The 15,874-nt window shown below is 70.3% G+C and carries 14 protein-coding genes, 1 tRNA gene and 1 pseudogene; 10 read left to right on the forward strand and 6 right to left on the reverse strand.

Translation table 11 applies throughout. From position 1 onward, the window contains the following. The first annotated feature begins 50 nt into the window (after positions 1 to 50). Together HW577_RS09745 and HW577_RS26465 are read left to right on the forward strand one after the other, a co-directional pair. A tRNA-Met gene (locus tag HW577_RS09745) sits at positions 51 to 127 on the forward strand. Between the two features lie 250 nt (positions 128 to 377). Continuing rightward, a complete protein-coding gene (locus HW577_RS26465; protein ID WP_232474809.1) occupies positions 378 to 584 on the forward strand; it encodes a hypothetical protein in 207 nt (68 codons plus the stop codon). Positions 585 to 710: 126 nt separating this feature from the next. Here the strand turns inward: HW577_RS26465 and HW577_RS27135 are convergent. After that, a pseudogene (locus HW577_RS27135) lies at positions 711 to 1,574 on the reverse strand (recombinase family protein); the annotation flags it as partial. Between the two features lie 551 nt (positions 1,575 to 2,125). Between HW577_RS27135 and HW577_RS09760 the strand changes: the two are divergent. The 4 genes from HW577_RS09760 (at position 2,126) to HW577_RS09775 (ending at position 5,913) form a co-directional block, all read left to right on the forward strand. After that, positions 2,126 to 2,851, forward strand: coding sequence for a TIGR04282 family arsenosugar biosynthesis glycosyltransferase (locus HW577_RS09760; RefSeq protein ID WP_198375949.1), 726 nt, complete (start codon positions 2,126 to 2,128; stop codon positions 2,849 to 2,851). Positions 2,852 to 2,965: 114 nt separating this feature from the next. Continuing rightward, positions 2,966 to 4,381: a dihydrolipoyl dehydrogenase family protein gene (locus HW577_RS09765; protein ID WP_419956581.1), complete on the forward strand. Its 1,416-nt coding sequence runs from the start codon at positions 2,966 to 2,968 to the stop codon at positions 4,379 to 4,381. A gap of 12 nt (positions 4,382 to 4,393) precedes the next feature. Beyond that, positions 4,394 to 5,104: a TVP38/TMEM64 family protein gene (locus tag HW577_RS09770; protein WP_198375951.1), complete on the forward strand. Its 711-nt coding sequence runs from the start codon at positions 4,394 to 4,396 to the stop codon at positions 5,102 to 5,104. 11 nt (positions 5,105 to 5,115) lie between these two features. Continuing rightward, a complete protein-coding gene (locus tag HW577_RS09775) occupies positions 5,116 to 5,913 on the forward strand; it encodes a DUF547 domain-containing protein (protein WP_198375952.1) in 798 nt (265 codons plus the stop codon). Between the two features lie 11 nt (positions 5,914 to 5,924). Here HW577_RS09775 and HW577_RS09780 read toward each other — a convergent pair whose 3' ends face one another. Next, the gene (locus tag HW577_RS09780; protein WP_198375953.1) at positions 5,925 to 6,107 is read right to left on the reverse strand and encodes a hypothetical protein; all 183 of its coding nucleotides are present in this window, start codon (positions 6,105 to 6,107) and stop codon (positions 5,925 to 5,927) included. Positions 6,108 to 6,119: 12 nt separating this feature from the next. Next, a complete protein-coding gene (locus tag HW577_RS09785; RefSeq protein ID WP_198375954.1) occupies positions 6,120 to 6,473 on the reverse strand; it encodes a rhodanese-like domain-containing protein in 354 nt (117 codons plus the stop codon). A gap of 191 nt (positions 6,474 to 6,664) precedes the next feature. Here HW577_RS09785 and HW577_RS09790 point away from each other — a divergent pair, with 191 nt between their 5' ends. Then, positions 6,665 to 7,930, forward strand: coding sequence for a hypothetical protein (locus tag HW577_RS09790; RefSeq protein WP_232474811.1), 1,266 nt, complete (start codon positions 6,665 to 6,667; stop codon positions 7,928 to 7,930). After that, the gene (locus HW577_RS09795) at positions 7,927 to 8,655 is read left to right on the forward strand and encodes a glycosyltransferase family 2 protein (RefSeq protein ID WP_198375956.1); all 729 of its coding nucleotides are present in this window, start codon (positions 7,927 to 7,929) and stop codon (positions 8,653 to 8,655) included. The genes HW577_RS09790 and HW577_RS09795 overlap by 4 nt, the downstream gene beginning before the upstream one ends. 296 nt (positions 8,656 to 8,951) lie before the next feature. On the opposite strand, the gene HW577_RS09800 is transcribed toward HW577_RS09795, so the two are convergent. The 3 genes from HW577_RS09800 to HW577_RS09810 all read right to left on the reverse strand — a co-directional run bounded on the left by HW577_RS09800 (position 8,952) and on the right by HW577_RS09810 (position 13,843). Further along, positions 8,952 to 10,283 (reverse strand): sodium-dependent transporter, encoded by a 1,332-nt coding sequence (locus HW577_RS09800; protein ID WP_198375957.1) that lies wholly within the window; start codon positions 10,281 to 10,283, stop codon positions 8,952 to 8,954. Further along, complete coding sequence (locus HW577_RS09805) at positions 10,276 to 12,909, reverse strand: HAD-IC family P-type ATPase (RefSeq protein WP_198375958.1); 2,634 nt, start codon at positions 12,907 to 12,909, stop codon at positions 10,276 to 10,278. The genes HW577_RS09800 and HW577_RS09805 overlap by 8 nt, the downstream gene beginning before the upstream one ends. A gap of 115 nt (positions 12,910 to 13,024) precedes the next feature. Further along, positions 13,025 to 13,843, reverse strand: a complete 819-nt coding sequence (locus tag HW577_RS09810; protein ID WP_232474813.1) for a universal stress protein — start codon at positions 13,841 to 13,843, stop codon at positions 13,025 to 13,027. Between the two features lie 294 nt (positions 13,844 to 14,137). Between HW577_RS09810 and HW577_RS09815 the strand changes: the two genes are divergently transcribed. Together HW577_RS09815 and HW577_RS09820 are read left to right on the forward strand one after the other, a co-directional pair. Beyond that, a complete protein-coding gene (locus tag HW577_RS09815) occupies positions 14,138 to 14,377 on the forward strand; it encodes a helix-turn-helix domain-containing protein (protein WP_198375960.1) in 240 nt (79 codons plus the stop codon). Between the two features lie 82 nt (positions 14,378 to 14,459). Then, positions 14,460 to 15,536 carry an NAD(P)-dependent alcohol dehydrogenase gene (locus tag HW577_RS09820; RefSeq protein WP_232474812.1) on the forward strand — a complete coding sequence of 359 codons (1,077 nt, stop codon included), beginning with the start codon at positions 14,460 to 14,462 and terminating at the stop codon, positions 15,534 to 15,536. Positions 15,537 to 15,874: the final 338 nt, after the last annotated feature.

Below are 15,874 nucleotides of genomic sequence, written 5' to 3' on the forward strand. Positions count from 1 at the left end.
TCGGTCGCCGCCGGGCCACCAGGCCGGATCCTCAAACACAACAACATCAACGCGGGGTGGAGCAGCCCGGTAGCTCGTCAGGCTCATAACCTGAAGGTCACAGGTTCAAATCCTGTCCCCGCATCCACTGACAGTAGACCCCCGAGAACAGATGTTCCGGGGGTTTTCTTATGCCCGGAGCCAACCACACCGGGCGCATCACCAGGCCGCGTCTCGGCCTCGCCAACCCGCAGGATCACCGCCAGGTCCCCGTGGATCTCGGCCGAGAGACCGTCGCTCGCCGTCGGATCCGGACGCAGCACCACCCGCTCGATCAGTGAACGCAGCGCCTCCTCGGCCTCCCCACGGATCGACGCGTCGAGCAGCGCCTCCTCGAGGTGCGCGACCTGGTCGCGGTACCGATCGATCAGGCCGGGGTGGATCCGGATCTCTGGTCCCTCCGCGCGATCTGCGGCCGCGAGATCCTCCAGAAGACGCACCTTGCGCCCCTCGAGCGCGGCCAAGCGCGCCTTAAGTGCCTCACTCCAGGCGCCGTCCTCGATCGCCCGGATCACGCCGGCCAGCTTGCGTTCGACCTCGTCTAACTCCCGGCGTCGGCCTGACGCTGCTGCACGGGCCTCGCGCCGTGCAGCGGCGCTCTCGGCCTCGAGAGCTGCGAGGGCCTCCGCAACCATATCGGGCGCGAGCAAGCGATCCTTGAGGCCCGCCAGCACGCGCGCCTCGATCCGCTGCCGGCTGATGGTCTTGGCGTTGTCGCAGGTGCCGCGGCCGCGGCGGGTCGCGCAGCCATAGCGGTCGAGCCCGACGACGGTATACCCGCCGCCGCAGCAGCCGCAGGTCAGCAGCCCGCTCAGCAGGAAACGGCGCCGATGGCTCCCGTTCAGCCGGTTGGTGGTGTCGGTCCGCGCCACCTCCGTTGCCAGACTCGTGCGCCGGGCCCGGACACGCTCCCACAATTCGTCGTCGATGATGCGCAGTTCCGGCACCTCGCGCATCTCGTGCTCGCTGGCATCTTTGAGCCGGACGACGCGCCGGCCGGTGCGCGGGTCTTTCTCGAAGCCAGTGCGGTTCCACACGAGACGGCCAACATAGATCGGGTTGTTCAGGATGCCGGTGCCGCGCTCCTCATGGCCGCGAATCGTGGTGTCGACCCAACTGCGACCGCCTGGTCCCGGAATGCCCTCAGCGTTCAGCGCTTTCGCGATCTGACGCGGCGACGTGCCGGCGGCGTAGTCGCGAAAGATCCGGCGGACGACCTCTGCCTGATCCGGCAGGATGCAGCGCGCGCCCCCCTCGCTGCTGCCCGCCGCCGGCGGCACGACGCCGTAGCCGAAGGCGAGACCGCCGGGGATCCGTCCAGCCCGCACACGGCCGAGCTGGCCGCGCCAGGTTTTGTCCCGCAGATCCGAGAGGAACTTCTGCGCCATCGTGCCGAGCAGGCCGATGTGGAGTTCGCTGATGCGTCCCTCTGACACGGTGTGCAGCACCACCCGCCGGAAGGCGAGGCGATCATACAGCGCTGCCACGTCCGCAAGCTTGCGCCCGAGCCGATCGAGCGCCTCGCACACCACCACATCGAACTCGCCACGCTCCGCGTCTCGCAGCAGGTCGGTGAAGCCGGTGCGCGGAGAGTGGGCCGCCGGTTCTCGCTGCGACCCAAAGCGCCCCGCAATCCTGACTGCGAGCCACAAGAACGGGCCGGAACGTCGCGAGGTAGCGGCGCATTGGGTCGATCAGCCGCTGCGGCAGTGGAAGTTCGATGCGTTGCTTGGCCTTGGATTCCGAATGCTCGAATCGGATGTCGAAGCCGCCGTCACGAGTCTCGATCAAGCTCCTGCCAAGAACGAGGTCCATCAGATTGCGTCGCCGAAGGGGGCGCTGTGCTGGGGATCCGGCACCTCCAATCGGCGACGGTTCGAATCCCGGCGCACTCCCTGCAGCGGTGGGAACGGGGAACTGAAATTCTCTGGCCCACCACGAAGGTCGAACACGGCGGCGGCGTAGACGTGCGCGACCGCGGCAAGGCGTTGAATACACTGGAGCGAGGATCTCCTCCCCGACGACCACGTAACCTTCTGGACCTCGCCGACGTAGGAACGATGCCAGAAATGACGATGTAACTCTGATGAGTCTGGGCGCAGCCGTTTCGATCGTTTGCAAGACGCCTGGTGCGGGCGGAGGCAAGTCGCGCCTCCGGCCGCTGCTCGGGGCGGAAATGGCGCAACGCCTCTCCGCCTGCTTCATCCGCGACGTCGCTGCGGCCCTGGAAGCCGTTCCCGAGCCGCTTGGCCGGCAACTCTATGCGCTTTTCAGCCCGGCCGGATCGGAGGCGGAACTGCGCGCGCTCCTGCCGCCGCCGTGGACGTTGGTGCCGCGCCAGGCGGCATCCGTGGGTTCTGTGCTGCAGGTGAGCACAGCGGCCTTCCTGGCCCACGGACATGACTGCGCGATCATGGTGAACGGGGACAGCCCGACCTTGCCGGCTGATTTCGTCGAGCGGGCGATTGCCGCGCTGCGCGAGCCCGGTGACCGCGCCGTCCTGGGTCCGGCGCGCGACGGCGGCTACTACCTCGTTGGACTGAAGCGCCCCCACCCAAGGCTGTTCGAGGACATCGCGTGGAGCACGCCGGAGGTGCTCGCCTGCACACTGCGGCGCGCGGATGAAATCGGCCTGCCCGTCGTGATGCTGCCGACGTGGTACGACGTCGATGAACCCCAGGACTTCCTGTGGCTACATGCTGAACTCTCCGGGCAAGCAACAGGCTTCGGCGCTGCGGTCGCGAGCGGCCCTGCGCACCACACGCGCGCCTTCTTGGCCGCTTGGACGGAAGCGCAGGCGGTAGCCCCGTAACCTCGCCGGTGCATCCGTCGAATGGCATGCGGAACCGAAAGAGGCCGAGCCACAATGGATGCGACAGGGGCGACCCCCGGACTTGGTGCGCGCCGCCCCCGGCTGCACGACGGGGTGCTTCATTCCGATCTTTGTATCATCGGCGCAGGCTCTGGCGGCCTCTCGGTGGCGGCGGGCGCGGTGCAGATGGGGGCTTCGGTCGTCCTGGTCGAGAAGCACCTGATGGGCGGCGACTGCCTGAACACGGGCTGCGTCCCGTCCAAGGCGCTGCTGGCCGCGGCGCACGCGGCGCAGGAGGTTCGCAGCAGCGCCCGCTTCGGCGTGAACGGACACGAACCCACGATCGACTTCGCCAAGGTGCATGCGCATGTGCACGGCGTCATCGCCGCCATCGCCCCGCATGACAGCATCGAGCGCTTCGAAGGCCTGGGCGTCACGGTCATCCAGGGCGCCGCGCGCTTTACCGGCCCGCAGGAGGTCGAGGCGGCGGGCCAGCGCATCCGTGCACGGCGCTTCGTGGTCGCCACCGGTTCTGCTGCCGCCCTCCCGCCCGTGCCTGGCCTCGGTGAGGTTCCCTACCTCACCAACGAGACCATCTTCGGGCTGACCGAGCGGCCGGATCACCTGCTCGTGCTGGGTGGCGGGCCGATCGGGGTGGAAATGGCGCAGGCCTTCCGCCGCCTCGGCGCCGCCGTGACGCTGGTGGAGCGGGCCGCGATCCTGCCGAAGGACGAACCCGAGGCCGTCGCAATCCTGCGCACCGCGCTCCTGCATGAAGGCATCGCGCTGCACGAGGGCGCCGAGGTGCTCGGCGCGCGCCGTGCCGACAACGGCGTGCAGCTCGAGCTTCGCGGCGCCGATGCGCCGGTAGTGCGCGGGACGCACCTGCTGGTTGCTGCGGGGCGTCGGCCGAACACCGCGGGCCTTGGGCTTGAGACGGCCGGCATCGAGGCCACGCCGCGTGGCATCACGGTGGATGCGCGGCTGCGCAGCAGCAACCGCCGCGTCTTCGCGATCGGCGATGTCGCCGGCGGGCCGCAATTCACCCACATCGCCGGCTACCACGCCGGCATCGTCATCCGGAATGCGCTGTTCGGCCTGCCGGCGAAGGTGGACTACGCGGCACTGCCCTGGGTCACCTATGCCGACCCGGAGCTTGCGCATGTCGGCCTGACCGAGGCCGCTGCGCGCGAGGCGGGGCACGAGGTCTCGACACTGTCGCAGCCGCTGTCGGGCAACGACCGCGCCCAGGCCGAGGGTAGGACGGAAGGCCTGGCGAAGGTGGTGCTCGGCCGCCGTGGCCGGATCCTTGGCGCCACCATCGTGGCACCCCGCGCGGGCGAGATGATCGGGGTGTGGGGCCTCGCGATCCAGCAGGGCCTCAAGATCGGCGCCATCGCGTCCTCGCTAGCGCCCTACCCGACCATGTCGGAAACCTCGAAGCGCGCCGCGGGAAGCTTCTACACGCCGACCTTGTTCGGGCCTCGGACGCGCCGCCTGGTCGGCCTCGTCCAGCGCCTGCTGCCCTGAGGGGAACGCAAAATGACCTTCGCCCGCGTGCTGCGCGACCGCCGCCTATGGATCGGCCTTGGCGTGATTAGCCTGATTGTGGCGCTGCGCGCCACGGGGCTCACCGACCACCTCTCGCTCGCGACGCTCGCGGCGCACCGGGAGGCGCTCGGCGCCTGCGTGGCGGCGAACCTGCTGCTGGCGGGGCTGGCCTATGTCGGCCTCTACACCGCCGCCGTCGCCTTCTCCTTCCCCGGGGCGGTCTTCCTCACCCTGGCCGGCGGCTTCCTGTTCAGCGCGGTAGGCGGCACGGCGCTGACCGTGGTCGGCGCGACGATCGGCGCGACGCTGGTCTTCCTGTTCGCGCAGCGCCTGTTCGGTGCGGATACCCTGGATCGGCTGGGGCCCAAGGCGCGTGCGCTCGGCGATGGCATCAGGCGCAACGCCGCCTCCTACCTGCTGGTGCTGCGGCTCGTGCCGCTGTTCCCCTTCTTCCTGGTGAACCTTGTGCCCGCCTTCGTCGGTGTCCGGCTGTCCACCTACGTCGTCACCACCGCGCTCGGCATCCTTCCGGGAACGGCCGTGTTCAGCCTGGCCGGCGCCGGTCTCGGCGAGGTTCTGGCGATGGGCGGCGCCTTCGACCCGCGTGCCGTGCTGACGCCGCAGATCCTGGGCGCGCTGCTCGGTCTCGCGGCGCTCTCGCTCGCCGCCATCCCGCTCAAGTCGCGCTTCGCCAAGGCCTGAAGGATACGACCATGCCGACTCGCCGCACCCTCCTTGCCCTCACCGCGACCGCCGCTCTGCCCGCGCGCCAAGCCGCGGCCGATCCGGACGCCGGGCTGGACGCGCTGCTCGTCCGCTACGTGGTGGACCATCCGGATGGCGTGACGCGCGTGCGCTACGGCGCCTGGAAGGCGAATGCGGCGGATATGCGCGCGCTGGATGTCTGGATCGCCGAGGCAGCGTCGCGCCGGCCGTCGGCCATGGAGCGCGCGGAGGCCTTCGCCTACTGGGCCAACCTGTATAACGCGCTCACACTGAAGGTGGTGCTGGAGCGCCATCCGGTGCGATCGATCCGCGACATCCGCTCGACCGGCGTGCCGCTGGACCCGCGCCAGTTCAACGGCCCGTGGCGCACGCGGCTTGTCACTATCGAGGGGCGTCGCATGTCGCTCGACGATATCGAGCACGAGACGATGCGCCCGACCTTCCGCGACCCACGCGTGCACTACGCGGTGAATTGCGCCTCGATCGGCTGCCCCAATATCTGGCCGCGCGCCTGGCGGGCCGCGACGCTGGAGCGGGAGCTGGACGCCGCGGCGGCGGCCTTCGTGAACCATCCGCGCGGCGTAACTGTCATGCCGGATGGGCGGCTGCGCGTCTCCTCGATCTACAGCTGGTTCCGCGAGGACTTTGGCGGCAGCGAGGCGGGCGTCGTCGCCCATTTGCGCCGCTACGCCGCCCCGCTGCTGGCCGCGCGCCTGTCCGAGCGGGACGCCATCGCCGGGGATGCCTATGACTGGGCGCTCAACGACGCGCCGCCGGGTACATGACGCCGCCGCTCTCAGCCGCCGCTCACCCGCGCCAGCAACCGCCCCCAGGCCCCGTCGAAGGGATGCACGCCCGCAGCGCCCGGGCCCAGTTCCAGCGGACGCGCCTCGGCATGCCATCGGAAGATACCGCCGCGGAGGTTGAGCAGCGCCGCGGCCGGCGCCTGCGCCGCCGCCTGCCGGATGCCCTGCACCATCAGGCCCGAACGCTAGCCGACGGCGCAGTAGAGCACCACGTTCGCGCCGGCCATGCGCGCGCCGTGCTCGGCCAGCACCGCGCCGGCCGGGGCCCCGGGCGACACGCGCAGCGCGCCGGGGATCCGGCTCTGCGCGTATTCGGCAGGCTCACGCACGTCCACCAACTGGATGCGCTCGCCCGCCTCGAGCCGCCGGGCGAGTTCCGCCGGGGTGATCTCCGGCACCGGCAGCAGCCGCGCCACGGCGGCCTCGACATCCTGCATCGTCGTGCCGGGATCGGCGGGATCAGGCAGGCCGCTCCGCCAGGGCCAGGCGAGCACCGCACTGGCCGAGACGACCAGCGTGCCCGCGCCGACCAACAGCATGCGGCGTCGGGCCGTGCGAAAGGATGGCGGCATGGCGTCTGGTCCATCAGCAGGAGCGCGGCCGGATCGGCCTGCATCGCAGATCGCTCGGGACTGGCTCCTGGTTACGTATGACGGGGCGTGACTCGATGCGACGTGAGGCGCCGCGCCTGCTCGCTATGGCAGCCCTGCTGGCAGGCGCCCAGGCTGGCATGGTCGCCTTGGCCCCCGCGCTGGAGGAACAGGCCGCACCGCCACCACCAAAGGTGCTGGCCTTCATCGCGCTGGCGCTGCTGGGCGGCGTGGCCTGGTTCCTGGCGATCGGCCCGTTGGAGCGGCTGCCCCCGCGGCGCGCGGCGATCGGCGCCGTGCTGGTGTTCGGCACCGCGATGCGCCTGGGCTGGTTCACAACCCCGCTCGTCCTCGATACCGACGCGCTGCGCTACCTCTGGGACGGGGCGCTGGTGGCGCATAGCATCTGGCCCTGGGCCGGGCCGCCAGCCTCCGGCGTACCGCCCGAGCTTGGCGAGGCCGGGACGGCACTGCGGGCCGTGCTGCCCTTCGCGGGGCTGCGGAGCATCTACCCGGGCACCGCGCAGTTCGCCTTTCTGCTGGCGCATTGGGTGGCGCCCTGGGATCTGCTCGGGCTGCGCCTTGTCATGCTGGGCGCGGAGGCCGCGGGCGTGCTGTTGCTGGCGGCGTTGCTGCGGCGCGCCGGGCTGCCCGTGATGCGCGCCGCCGTCTGGTGGTGCTGCCCGCTGCTGCCGGTGGTGCTTACGAACGCCGCCCATGTGGATGCGCTGCTGCCGCCGCTGCTGCTCGGAGCGCTGCTGGCGACACTCGGCGGGCGCGGGGCGCTGGCGGGCGGCCTGCTCGGGCTGGCGGCAGGCGTGAAGGTCTGGCCGCTGCTGCTCGTGCCGCTGCTCGCGCGCTGGCTGCCGGCCCGCGCACGAAGGCGGGCAGCCGTTGCCTTCGGCCTCGCCGCTAGCGTCACGCTGGCGCCGCTGGTCGCGACCGTCACAGCGGTCGATGCGGGGCTGGCTGCCTATGCGCAGCACTGGCTGGTCAACAATGCCCCGCTGGCTTGGGCCCTGGCGGCCTTCGGGCCGGGCGCCGGCGAGATGCTGCGGCCACTGCTCGGTCTTGCAGGGGCGGTCGTCGCGCTCGCGGTCGCGCGTCAGGCCCCGGGCGAGCCGATTGCGCTGCTCCGCGGCGCCCTGGTCGTCGCGGCCGCCACCTTCTACCTCTCGCCCGCGCAATATCCCTGGTATGCGGTCTGGTTCCTGCCCTTTGCCGCGGCGCTGGGCTGCCGGGCGCTGCTGCTGCCGGCGGTGCTGCTGCCGCTCTACTACGCGTTCTTCCCGCTGCACGCGCTGGGGCTCGGGGCGGTCTTCGCCCACGGCGTCGCCGCAATCCACGGCATGGGGGTGTTGCTAATGCTGGGCCTATCCACGATCCGCCAGCAGGGGCGCCGATGACCGCGGCAGGCAGGCTGCGCATCGGCGTCATCGTCCCCGCCCGCAACGAGGCTGCGGCGCTGCCGGCGGTCCTTGACGCGATTCTTCCCCGGGTAGCGGAGGTGATCGTGGTGGACACCGCCAGCACCGACGGCACGCCCGAGATCGCACGCCGCCTCGGCGCCCGCGTGGTGGCGGAGCCGCGTCGTGGCTATGGCCGGGCGTGCCTGGCCGGCATCGCCGTTCTATCGCCGGATGTGGACACGGTGCTCTTCATGGACGCCGATGCCGCCGACCGGCCGGAGGACCTCGCCGTGCTGCTCGCTCCGATCGAGGCAGGTGAGGCGGATCTGGTCATCGGCGCGCGCCGACTTGGCGTGGAGCGCGGCGCGCTCACGCCGCAGCAGCGCTTTGGCAATGCGCTGGCCTGCCTGCTGATCCGGCTGGTCTGGGGCGTGCGCTACACCGATCTCGGCCCGTTTCGCGCCATCCGGCGGGATGCACTTGCGCGGCTCGGCATGCGCGACGAGACCTGGGGCTGGACGGTGGAGATGCAGGTCCGTGCGGCCCGCATCGGTCTGCGCGTGCAGGAGGTGCCGGTGGGCTACCGCCGTCGCATCGGGACGTCGAAGATTTCCGGAACCCTCTCCGGTACCATCCGGGCGGGCTGGAAGATCCTGTGGGTGATCGGGGCGGAGGCGCTGGACGGGCTGCGAACCCCTCGTGGATCGCAGCCGGACGCGTAGCCTCGCCGAGGGCTCCGACACGGGCAGGCGGCGGCCCCGAGCATCGCAAGCTGCCGGCCGCGAGCAGCGGTCGCGCCGCCTCCACCTCCGGCAGCCGCCAGGCGGGCAGACCCGGACCGATGCCGAGCACGTCGAGGTTGACGTTGCGGCCATCGGGCTGCCGCCAATCGAGGCGGCCGACATGCTCGGCCGTCGCCGAGGTGACGTCGGGCACGGCACTAGGATCTGAACCGGCACCCGTGCCGGCTGCTTCCCGACGCACTGGACGAACCTTCGACGTAGGGTGGGCCGACCTGCTAAGATGCCAGCAAGGGATAGAGCATCAGGCCTAGGATCAGGGCGGGAGCCGGGTAGCGGAGCAACCACCGCACGGTCCGCCAAAGCGGCCCCTCTCCGAGCTCTGCCAACGTCACGCCCACCTGTCGTGGCACCACCCAGCCGAAGAAGATCGCCACGGCCCCCCCCGCGATGGGCAAGAGAAGATTCGACACCAGTCGATCGGTCGCATCCAGGATCGGAGCCCCCATGAGCGTCGTTCCATCCAGCACACCGAAGCTCAATGCTGAGGGCACACCGGCAAGCAGGATGACCCCACCGATCGCTGCGACCGCTCGTCCGCGATGCATGCGGAAGCGATGCATGGCGGTGGCGACCGGCACTTCGAGCAGCGATACCATGGACGTCAGCGCAGCTGCGCTCAGCAGGAAGAAGAACACCGGCCCGATCAGCCAGCCGCCGGGCATCGCGAGGAAAATCTGCGGCAACGTGATGAAGGCGAGCTCAGGTCCCGCTGCTGGATCACCGCCCATGGCGAAGACGGCCGGGAAGATCGCCAGGCCGGCGATGAATGCGAAGGCCGTGTCACCGGCGACAACCGCAGCCGCGGAGATCGGGACGCTATGCTCACGCCGCATGTAGCTGCCGTAGGTGACATAGACGGCCATGCCGACGCCGATGGAGAAGAACGCTTGGCCCAGCGCTGCGAGGACGACCTTCGGCTTCGCCATGGAGGCCCAGTCGGGGGCGAACAGGAAGGACACCCCGCCCGCCGAGCCGGGTAGCGAAAGAGCAAAGACCGCCAGCAGGATCACGATGACGGCGAGCAGCGGCATCAGCCAGAGATTCACGCGCTCGATGCCGCGCCCCACGCCGCCAGCCACCACCAGCATCGCGGCGAGCATCATCACGAACTGCCAGCCCAGCGGCGCGAGTGGATGGGCGATGAACTGCCGGAAGCTGTCGCCGAATCCGCCTGCTGCCGAGTCCCACAGGGCACCGGTGGCAGCGACCGCGAAATAGCGCAGCGCCCATCCGGCGATGACGGCGTAGTAGCTGAGGATCAGCCCGGCCCCCACGACGCCGAACCAGCCGGCATGGCGCCAGACTGATTGCGGCGCGAGCACCTGGAAGGCCGTCACCGCGTCTGCCGCGCCGCGCTTGCCGATGGCAAGTTCGGCAATCACCAGGGGCACGCCGAGCGCCAGCACGATCAGCAGGTAAGCCAGCAGAAACGCGCCGCCGCCATTCTCGCCGGCCACGTAGGCGAAGCGCCAGATGTTACCCAGACCCACGGCCGCGCCGATGGCGGCAAGGATCAGGCCGCTCCTGCTCCCCCATTGCTCACGCATTCCGGATCGTACCGCGAGGGCTCAACCCCAACCTGATCTGTTTTTCGATCTCGATCATCGCGAAGAAGGCCGCACCCACGGCGACGATCAGCAGGCCATCGGCCAGCGGCACGGGCTGGGTGCCCAGCAGCACCTGGAGCGGCGGCAGGTAGGTCACCGCGAACTGCGCCGCCGTTATGACGATGACCACGGTCCAGACGACCTTCGTCCCCTTCGCGGCGTCCCAGGTCAGCGAGGTCCCGTGGATGTTGCGGATGAAGAAGAGGTGGAAGACCTCCAGCACCACCAGCGTGTTCATCGCCATCGTCTGCGCCAGCGGCAGCGGGTATCCCCGGTCGATCGCGTAGCCGAAGACGCCGAAGACCGCGGCCAGGAACAGGAGCGCCACCATCACCACGTGCCAGACGAGTTCGCCCGTGAGGATCGGCGCAGTGCGCGCGCGGGGCGGTCGGGCCATGGTCCCCGCCTCGGTCGGCTCGAACGCCAGCGCCAGGCCGAGGGTGATCGCCGTGATGAGGTTGATCCAGAGGATCTGCACGGCGGTGACCGGCAGGGCCAGGCCCGCCAGCAACGCCAGGGCGATCACCATCGCTTCCCCCGCATTGGTGGGCAGGGTCCAGCTGATCACCTTCTTGAGGTTGTCGTAGACCGTCCGCCCCTCGCGCACCGCGGCGGCGATGGATGCGAAGTTGTCGTCCGCGAGCACGAGATCGGCCGCCTGCTTCGCCGCCTCCGAACCCTTCAGGCCCATGGAGATGCCCGCATCGGCGCGCTTGAGGGCCGGCGCGTCGTTGACGCCGTCGCCGGTCATCGCGACCGTGAGGCCGTTGGCCTGCAGCGCGGTCACCAGGCGCAACTTGTGTTCCGGGCTCGTGCGGGCAAAGACGTCGACAGAGACCACTTCGAGAGCAAGCTGTGCGTCGTCCAGCTTGTCGAGATCGGCTCCGGTCAGCACACGGCGGGTATTCTCCAGCCCGATCTGCGCGGCGATGGCCGCGGCGGTGCCGGCATGGTCGCCGGTGATCATCTTGACCCGGATTCCGGCCGCCCGGCACTCCGCCACGGCGGCGATGGCCTCGGGCCGGGGTGGGTCGATCAGCCCGAGGAGGCCGAGAAAGGTAAGGCCGCCTTCCAGCGCGGCAACATCGATGCGCTCGCCGGCCTCGGATCGCTCCGCCAGCGCCAGGACACGCAGGCCGCGCCGCGCCATCGCATCGGCCCGGTCGTGCCAATGCGCGTAATCGATGCCGCCGCACATCCGCATGACCCGCTCTGGCGCGCCCTTCACATGGACCAGCCGGCCCGCCGCGCCGTCGCTCAGAACGGCCATGAAGCGATGGCGGCTGTCGAAGGGGATCGCGTCCAGCCGCCGCGCCGCATGATCCCCGCCAACCTTGCCGGCGAAGGCCAGCAGCGCGCCCTCCATCGGGTCGCCCTCGACCGTCCAGCGCCCGTCCTTGGCGTGCAGCGCGGCGTCGTTGCAGAGCGCCGCCGCAAGCACCAGGCGCGACAGGTCGCCCGACGGCGCGATGCTGCCTTCCGGCGCGTAGCCCTCGCCACCGATCTCGAATGCGCCGTCGGGCGTCTCGGCGGCGGTCACGACCATCTCGTTGCGCGTCAGCGTCCCGGTCTTGTCGGTGCAGATGACCGAGACCGAGCCGATCGCCTCGATCGCCGGGAGGCGACGCACGATCGCATGGCGCCGCGCCATCGCCTGCACGCCGATGGCGAGCGTGATGGTCATCACCGCCGGCAGGCCCTCCGGGATCGCCGCGACCGCCAGCCCCACGATGGGCATGAACAGATCGCCGAAGGCGTGGTGCCCGACGAAGTAGCCGTAGAGCAGCAGAAGGCCCGAGACGAGCAGGATCAGGAAGGACAGCCAGCGCGCGAAGTGGTCCATCTGCGCGACGAGCGGCGTCGTCAGTTGCTCGACCTCGGCGAGCAGGCCGCCGATCCGCCCGATCTCGGTCCGGGCTCCGGTCGCGACAACGACGCCCCGTGCCGTGCCCTGCGTGACCAGCGTGCCGGACCACATCATGGACCGCCGGTCGCCCAAGGCGGCATCGGCGGGCACCGGCTCGACCGTCTTCTCCACCGGGACCGACTCACCCGTGAGGATCGCCTCCTGCGCCGCAAGCCCGCGCGCCTCGATCACCCTCAGGTCGGCGGGCACCTTGTCGCCCGCCTCCAGCAGCACGATGTCGCCCGGGACGAGGTCCGCGCCGTCCACGCTGACCCGTCGCCCGTCGCGCAGCACGGCGGCACGGGGGGCAAGCATCTGCCGGATCGCCGCCATCGCGGCCTCGGCCTTGCCTTCCTGGACGAAGCCAATGGTCGCATTGGCCAGCACGACGGCCAGGATCACCCCTGTATCGACCCAATGCTGCAAGGCCGCCGTCACGACGGCCGCGCCCAGAAGCACGTAGATCAGCACGTTGTGGAAGTGCGCCAGGAACCGCAGGATCGGCCCGCGTGTCCGGGCCTCGGGCAGCCTGTTGGGCCCGTGCGCCGCCAGCCTTCGCGCCACCTCGGCCCCGGTCAGGCCTTCGGGCTGCGCGACGATGCGCCTCATCGCGTCTTCGGAGGCGAGGCTGCACCACGCGGCGTCCTCGCCGCTCGTCATGCGCTCCGTTGCCGACTTCGAGCCACGTTGCACGGCGCCTGCCCCCGAGAGGTTGCCGCCCGCCCGTTGCTCGGCGAGAAGCCGGTCGAGCGGGCGGGTCGTCCGACCGACGGGCCTATGCGGCGAGCAGCGTGGGGAGCGTCGGGCCGCGGTCGAGCAGGTCCATCGTCGCGCTGCCGAACACCAGGTTGTGCAGCGGCGCATGGCGGACGGCGCCCATCACCATCATGTCGGCCTGGACTTCCCGCGCGACGTCCATGATCGCAGCCCCCACGCCGCCGCGGCCCCGCTGGACGGGGCGGAAGGCCGCATACGCGCCATGGCGCGCCAGCAGATGCGCCAGCTCGACGCCCGACTGGCCCTGCCGGAATTCCTTGTCGTCCGTGACACTCACGATGGTGACCGCTTCCGCCCGCTTGATGAACGGGAGTGCGCCATGGATCGCGCGGACCGACGCAGGTGAGGCGTCCCACGCGAGGACGAGGCGCGTCGGATGGGTGGCAGCGACGTGGCCGGAGGGCACGAGCAGCAGCGGCCGCCCGGACGAGAAGGTGCCGGCGGACACGACGAACCGCTCGCCGACATCCGCGCCCGGACCGAATGACACGATCCCGATGTCGCTGACGCGCATCTGGTCGGCGAGGACTTCGCCGACCCCGTAGGCGAAGCTGCTGCGGCCGCGCAGCTCGAACCGGAGGCCCCGCGCCTGCAGGACTTCCTGCACGTGCGCGGCCACAGCATTCTCTCGGGCGAGGAGTTCCTGCTCGTTCAGCGACGTCATGTCCGCGCCGGACGCGTCGCGAAACACGCCTGCCGCGAACACGAGGGCCGTGACATGCGCGGCATGGGCCTCGGCGATCGCCAACGGCAGCGCAAGGCTCGCATCCACCGCTCCCAGGGCCCCGGGCTCCACATGCAGCGCGATCGTCGTCATGGCCACGATACTCTCTCCTCACGTTTGACGCGGATCCCGTGCGTCAGCCGCAGGAGAGGCGTGCTTGCGCACGAAGCGGGCCGGGTCATCGCGGCGGAACGGCCTGCCGTTCACGCCACCCGTGACCATCGCCGCCTTCTCACCCGGCAGGTTGAGATCTGCGGGGCAGCCTTCGAGCCGCCCACGCTCAGATGCACTCGATGATGCTCAACGGGCGTTGATGTACGTCAATGCGATCGCTTTGGATTCCTTGCCACTGTGCAGGCATGGAAGGCGGCAGACCGGAGTGGCGCGATGCTGACGCGACGATTCCTGACCGTGAAGGAAGTTGCGGATCTCGTTCAGGTCTCGGAGGCGAGCGTCCGTCACTGGATCAAGCTGCAGCAGCTCCGGGCGATCGATCTGGGGCGCGAGTGGCGCGTCATCCCGCGCGACCTCGAAGCCTTCCTGGCCACGCATGAGACCTGCCGCGCGGCGAGCCCACCTGTCGAGGCCGCCGGCCGCAGCAGGGAGAAGCGGGATGCCGGCGCGTGATCCGATGTCGACCGGCCTGCTCACCTTCCCGCCTGGAACGACCTGAACGCGCCGGACCACCGCATTTCGAAGGAGCATCCCGATGCCAAAGACCATGAAGGCGACCGTCTTCGTCGAACCGGGCCGGATCGCGTTGCGCGAGAAGCCCGTCCCCGAGGTCGGTCCGCTCGACGCGCTGCTCCGCATCACCACGACCACCATCTGCGGCACCGACGTGCACATCATGAAGGGGGAGTATCCCGTCGCCGAGGGACTTACGATCGGCCATGAGCCGGTCGGCGTGATCGAGCGCCTCGGATCGGGCGTGAAAGGCTACCGCGAAGGCCAACGCGTGATCGCGGGCGCCATCACGCCTTCCGGCTGGTCGAATGCGTGCCTCTGCGGGCGGTGCAGCCAGGACGGCGCAGGCACGAAGCACGGATGGCGCCCGATGGGCGGCTGGCGCTTCGGCAACACGATCGACGGATGCCAGGCCGAGTACGTGCTGGTGCCCGACGCCATGACGAACCTCGCCCCGGTGCCGGAGAATCTGACGGACGAGCAGGTGCTGATGTGCCCGGACATCATGTCCACCGGCTTCTCCGGCGCCGAGAGCGGCAAGGTGCAGATCGGCGACACGGTCGCGGTCTTCGCCCAGGGGCCCATCGGCCTCTGCGCGACCGCCGGGGCGAAGCTGATGGGCGCGACGACCATCATCGCCGTGGACCGCGTGGCCGAGCGGCTCGCCGTCGCGCGTCGCCTCGGCGCCGACCACCTGGTGGACTTCTCCAAGGTCAATGCGGTGCAGGAGATCATGCGCCTGACGGACGGGCGCGGCGTCGACGTGGCGATCGAGGCGCTCGGCGCGCAGTCCACCTTCGAGGGCGCGCTGCGCGTGCTGCGCCCGGGCGGGACGCTCTCCTCCCTCGGTGTCTATTCGACCGACCTGACCATCCCCTACGACGCCTTCGCGGCCGGCCTTGGCGACCATACCATCGTCACCACGCTCTGCCCGGGCGGCAAGGAGCGCATGCGACGGTTGATGGAGGTGGTCGCGAATGGTCGGCTCGATCTCAAGCCCCTGGTCACGCATCGCTTCAAGCTGGACCAGATCGTGGAGGCCTATGAGCTCTTCAGCCATCAGCGGGACGGGGTGATGAAGGTCGCGATCACGCCTTGAGCGGCGAGGTTGCCGCGCGGTTGTCCCGTGTCTGAACGCCGCCGGCAGCCGGGTCGGAGGCTTGTGACGACGATGGCAGCCACCGCGGCGCCTCGAGCGCGCTGTGCCCGTCGAGGTCGATGATCCCGATCGCGTCGCCCGGCCCCGGGTCACCCCGCCGCAGTCAGCGGCGTCGCCGCTTCAAGCGACGGGATCGCATCGCAGTTGGAATCGACATTCGGGATGCCCGGCCGCGGCGCATGCGACTTCGTGGCAGACGGGCTCACCCGCACGTCCCGCCATTTCCAGCACGTAGCGCATGCCGCCGACGAAGCTGCCCTCGAACATGTAGCAGACGG

This window comes from Neoroseomonas rubea (assembly GCF_016106015.1).
Classification (GTDB): domain Bacteria; phylum Pseudomonadota; class Alphaproteobacteria; order Acetobacterales; family Acetobacteraceae; genus Neoroseomonas; species Neoroseomonas rubea.